At 70.1% G+C, this 3,540-nt stretch carries 2 protein-coding genes and 1 pseudogene; all 3 read left to right on the top strand.

What is annotated here, in order from left to right:
• Positions 1-123, top strand: a pseudogene (locus tag OM960_RS25225) (D-glycerate dehydrogenase); the annotation flags it as partial.
• Positions 123-2,819 (top strand): phosphoenolpyruvate carboxylase, encoded by a 2,697-nt coding sequence (locus OM960_RS25220; RefSeq protein ID WP_263340984.1) that lies wholly within the window; start codon positions 123-125, stop codon positions 2,817-2,819. The pseudogene OM960_RS25225 and the gene OM960_RS25220, both read left to right, overlap by 1 nt.
• Positions 2,820-2,833: 14 nt before the next feature.
• Positions 2,834-3,540: serine hydroxymethyltransferase (locus tag OM960_RS25215; protein WP_264773917.1), on the top strand; the 707-nt coding region annotated here is incomplete at its 3' end.

Below are 3,540 nucleotides of genomic sequence, written 5' to 3'. Positions count from 1 at the left end.
CTCGTCATGCTCCCCCACCTCGGATCCGCAACACGCCAAACCCGCGAAGGAATGGGGTTCCGAGTGCTCCAAAACCTCACCGAATACTTCCAAGGAAAAACACCCCAAGACAAGGTTGCGTGATGAAACTCGCCGAACCGCATGTGAGCCAGACAGACCCCGCCCCCGCCCAGACCGCCGCGTCACGCGAGCTGCGCGACCTGCTCCACCGCCTCCTGATGCAAGTGGTGGGGCGGAGGGCCCCGGAAGTCGCAGACTGGCTCACGGCGGGCGGCACCGGCCCGATCCCGGCCGGGCCGATGGCGGTTCCCTATCTTCAGGCACAGAACATCTGGTTCCAGCTCCAGAAGATCGCCGACGAGAACGCGCGCATCCGCGCCCGCCGCCGGACCGAGGCCGAGGAGGGCCCCGACGCGGTGCCCGGCTCCTTCGCCGCCGCCTTCCAGCGGATCGGCCAGAGCGGGCTCGGCCGGGGCGCGATCGACGCCGCGATCGGCAAGCTCGCGGTGGTGCCGACGCTGACCGCGCATCCGACCGAAGCGAAGCGCGTCACGATCCTCGAGATCCACCGCCGCATCTACCGCAAGCTCGTCGAGCTCGAGACCCATCGCTGGACCCCGCGCGAACGGGCCCGCCACGGCGACGAGATCCGCGCAGAGATCGACCTTCTGTGGCTGACCGGCGAGCTCCGGATCGAGCGGCCGAGCCTCGAGGACGAGATCGCCTGGGGCCTGCAGTTCTTCCGCAACTCGATCTTCGACGCGGTGCCGCAGCTCTTCGACCAGTACGGTGACGCGCGCGAGCGGCATTTCCCCGGCGCGGCGACGCCGGTCCGGCCCTGCATCCGCTTCCACTCCTGGATCGGCGGCGACCGCGACGGCAACCCGAACGTCACCGCCGAGGTCACGGCGCGGGCGCTGGTGATGGGCCGCGACGCGGCAATCGCCTGTCATCTCGACGGGCTGCGTACCGCCGCGCAGCGGCTCTCGATCTCGCGCCGGATCGCCGACATTCCGGCGCCGACGCTCGCGGCGCTCGGCGCGCTCATCGCCCGGAGCGGGGCGGCCGCGACGCTAGAGGCCCGCAATCCCGGCGAGGTCTTCCGCCAGGCCGTGAGCGCGATCATGATCCGGATCGAGGCGACCGGCACGGGCGGCGCCGCCGCCTATGCGGCACCGCATGCACTCGTCGACGATCTCATCGTCGTCGAGACCGGGCTGGCCGCGATCGGGGCGGACGACCTTGCGGCGCAACTGATCCGCCCGGTGCGCTGGCGCGCCGAGGTCTTCGGCTTCCGCGCCACCTCGCTCGACGTGCGGCAGAACTCGACCGTGATCAACGCGGTCCTTGCCGAGGTCTGGGCCACGCTCGGGATCGCCGCCGCGCCGGAAACGGCGGACGGGGCGGCCGCGCTGCGCCGGGCGCTTGCGGCCGACGAGGTGCCGGTGGTCGACCGGGCCGCGCTCGGGCCGGTGGCGCTGGAGCTTCTCGATCTTCTCGCGCTGATGCAGCAGCCGGGCCGCGACCCCGAGGCGTTCGGGCCGTTCATCGTCTCGATGAGCCGCTCGGCCGAGGACATCCTCGCGGTCTATCTCCTCGCCCGTTACGCGGTGGCGGGGCGCGACCTGCCCGCCGACCGGCCGGTACTCGCCGTCGTGCCGCTCTTTGAGACCATCGACGATCTGCGCGCCGCGCCGGAGATCCTCGCCGAACTGATGGCCTCGGGGGCGGCCCGCGCCGCCGCGCGGGAGCGGCGCGGCGTGGTCGAGGTGATGCTCGGCTATTCGGATTCGAACAAGGACGGCGGCTTCTTCTGCTCGACCTGGGAGCTTGAGAAGGCGCAGCGCCGGATCAGCGAGCGGCTGGCCGGGCTCGGCTACCGCACCGGCTTCTTCCACGGCCGCGGCGGCTCGGTCAGCCGCGGCGGCGCGCCGACCGAGCGCGCCATCGCGGCGCAGCCCGCGGGCACGATCGACGGCATGATGAAGCTCACCGAGCAGGGCGAGGTGGTGTCGTCGAAATACGCCAACCGCGGCACCGCGCTCAACCATCTGGAGCTTCTGGCCTCCTCGGTCCTGACCCATGCGGCGCTGTCGCCGCTCACGCGCGAGAGCGGCCACGATCCCGAGCATGACGAGGCGCTCGAGGCGCTGTCGGGCATGTCGCAGGCGGCCTATGTCGGGCTGGTGCGGATGCCGGGCTTCGTCGGCTATTTCCAGGAGGCGAGCCCGGTCGAGGAGCTTTCGTCGCTGAAGCTCGGCTCGCGTCCGGCGCGGCGCTTCGGGGCGATGACGCTCGCGGATCTCAGGGCGATCCCCTGGGTCTTCGCCTGGTCGCAGAACCGGCACATGCTGACCGGCTGGTACGGGATCGGCTCGGCGCTCGATGCCTTCGTGAAGGTGCGGGGGGGCGCGGGGGCCGGGCTTCTGCGCGACATGTTCGACCGCTCGCGGCTCTTCCGGCTGATCGTCGACGAGGTGGAGAAGTCGCTCTACCAGTCCGACATGCGGATCGCTGCCGATTACGCAGCACTTGTCGGCGACGCGGCGACGCGCGAGGCGGTCTTCGCCAAGGTCCGGCGCGAGCACGAGGCGACGGTGGCGGCGATCCTCGACCTCACCGGCCAGCGCGGCATCGCCGAGCGGTTCCCGCAGTTCCGCGAGCAGTTCGACCGGGTGCGGCCGGAGCTCGACCGGATCAACGGCCTGCAGGTCGAACTTCTGCGCCAGGTGCGCGAGGACACCAAACGCAACGGCATCTCGGTGCCGCTGATGCAATCCATGCACTGCATTGCCGCCGGCCTCGGCTGGACCGGCTGACCAAGGAGAGACTTATGGACACCGCAATCCGCGACACCGGATTTTTCACTGAACCGCTTTCCTCCCGCGATCCCGAGCTTTTCGGCTCGATCCGCGACGAGCTTGGCCGTCAGCGCGACGAGATCGAGCTGATCGCGTCCGAGAACATCGTCTCGCTCGCGGTGCTGGAAGCACAGGGCTCGGTGCTGACCAACAAATATGCCGAGGGCTATCCGGGCAAGCGCTACTACGGCGGCTGCCAGTATGTCGACGTCGCCGAGACGCTGGCGATCGAGCGCGCCAAGGCGCTCTTCAACTGCAACTACGCCAACGTCCAGCCGAACTCGGGAAGCCAGATGAACCAGGCGGTGTTCCTGGCGCTCCTCAAGCCCGGAGACACCTTCATGGGGCTCGACCTCAACTCGGGCGGCCACCTCACCCACGGCTCGCCGGTCAACATGTCGGGCAAGTGGTTCAACGTCGTCTCCTACGGCGTGCGCGCCCAGGACCAGCGGCTCGACATGGACGACGTCCGCGCCAAGGCGCTGGAGCACCGGCCGAAGCTGATCCTCGCCGGCGGCACCGCCTACAGCCGCGAATGGGACTGGGCGGCGTTCCGCGCCATCGCCGACGAGATCGGCGCCTGGCTCCATGTCGACATGGCCCATATCGCGGGGCTGGTCGCGGGCGGCGTGCACGCCTCGCCGCTGCCGCATGCCCATGTCGTGACCACCACGACGCA

The organism is Defluviimonas salinarum (assembly GCF_026013545.1).
Taxonomy (GTDB): Bacteria; Pseudomonadota; Alphaproteobacteria; order Rhodobacterales; family Rhodobacteraceae; genus Albidovulum; species Albidovulum salinarum.
The sequence above is the reverse complement of the archived record's forward strand: the minus strand, read 5'-3'. Positions and strand labels throughout refer to the sequence as shown.